Below are 1308 nucleotides of genomic sequence, written 5' to 3'. Positions count from 1 at the left end.
TCTCGGATCCCGTTGAACCTGATCAGGTTAGCGCCTGCGTAGGGAACAAGATTTCTCGTCACCCGGCGAGTCCTCTTGTGCTTCGTCCGGGAAATTGTTCGACAATCGAACGCTCGACGACGATGCACAGCACCAGTCCTGGTGCGTCCGTGCCTTTCAGGTTCTGCTCCGACAATCCACTGCCTGGATGCTGTCTGGAGAGCCCGTGATGACTACAAAATCTAAAAACGCGATCAACCTGAGCGATTCGGCCAAGGTCGACGAACAATCGGTCAAGCCGTTCACCCGTTCGCAAAAGGTCTACGTTCAGGGTTCTCGCCCGGACATCCTCGTGCCGATGCGCGAAATCAGCCTCGACGTGACCCCGACCGACTTCGGCGGCGAGATCAACGCGCCGGTCGTCGTGTACGACACCTCAGGCCCGTACACCGATCCCAACGTCATCATCGACGTGCGCAAAGGCTTGGGCGATGTGCGCTCGGCGTGGATCGAATCCCGTGGTGATACCGAGCGCCTGCCTGGCTTGAGTTCCAATTTTGGCCAGGAACGCCTGGCTGACGCCGAGCTGACCAAGCTGCGTTTCGCCCACGTCAACAACCCGCGCCGCGCCAAGGCAGGGGCCAACGTCAGCCAAATGCACTATGCACGCAAGGGCATCATTACCGCCGAGATGGAATACGTCGCCATCCGCGAAAACATGAAGCTCGAAGTGGCTCGCGCCGCCGGGCTGCTGGACCAGCAACACGCCGGGCACAGCTTCGGCGCCAGCGTGCCGAAAATCATCACCCCTGAATTCGTCCGTGAAGAAATTGCCCGTGGCCGCGCGATCATTCCGGCCAACATCAACCACACCGAACTGGAACCGATGATCATCGGCCGTAACTTCCTGGTGAAGATCAACGGCAACATCGGCAACAGCGCACTGGGTTCGTCCATCGAAGAAGAAGTGGCGAAACTGACCTGGGGCATTCGTTGGGGCTCGGACACGGTCATGGACTTGTCCACCGGCAAACACATTCACGAAACCCGCGAGTGGATCATCCGCAACTCGCCAGTGCCGATCGGTACCGTGCCGATTTACCAAGCTCTGGAAAAAGTCGGCGGCGCTGCTGAAGACCTGACCTGGGAGCTGTTCCGTGACACGCTGATCGAGCAGGCGGAGCAGGGCGTCGACTACTTCACCATCCACGCTGGCGTGTTGTTGCGCTACGTGCCGCTGACCGCCAAACGCGTGACCGGCATTGTTTCCCGTGGCGGCTCGATCATGGCCAAGTGGTGCCTGGCGCACCACAAAGAAAACTTCCTCTA

Annotated in this window: 1 protein-coding gene and 1 riboswitch (1 of these 2 only partly in view); the gene reads left to right on the top strand. The window is 59.5% G+C overall.

Features of this window, described 5'->3' with window-relative positions; genetic code table 11:
- Window positions 1-62: riboswitch (TPP riboswitch) on the top strand (it extends 162 nt beyond the left edge of the window).
- A gap of 146 nt (window positions 63-208) precedes the next feature.
- On the top strand, window positions 209-1308 hold a 1100-nt coding region (locus ACIOVB_RS21265), incomplete at its 3' end, for a phosphomethylpyrimidine synthase ThiC (protein ID WP_401271076.1).

The organism is Pseudomonas sp. NPDC087639 (assembly GCF_044743385.1).
In the GTDB taxonomy this organism is placed as follows: domain Bacteria; phylum Pseudomonadota; class Gammaproteobacteria; order Pseudomonadales; family Pseudomonadaceae; genus Aquipseudomonas.
Note: the sequence above shows the minus strand (reverse complement) of the source record. Positions and strands in the feature narration are given on the sequence as shown.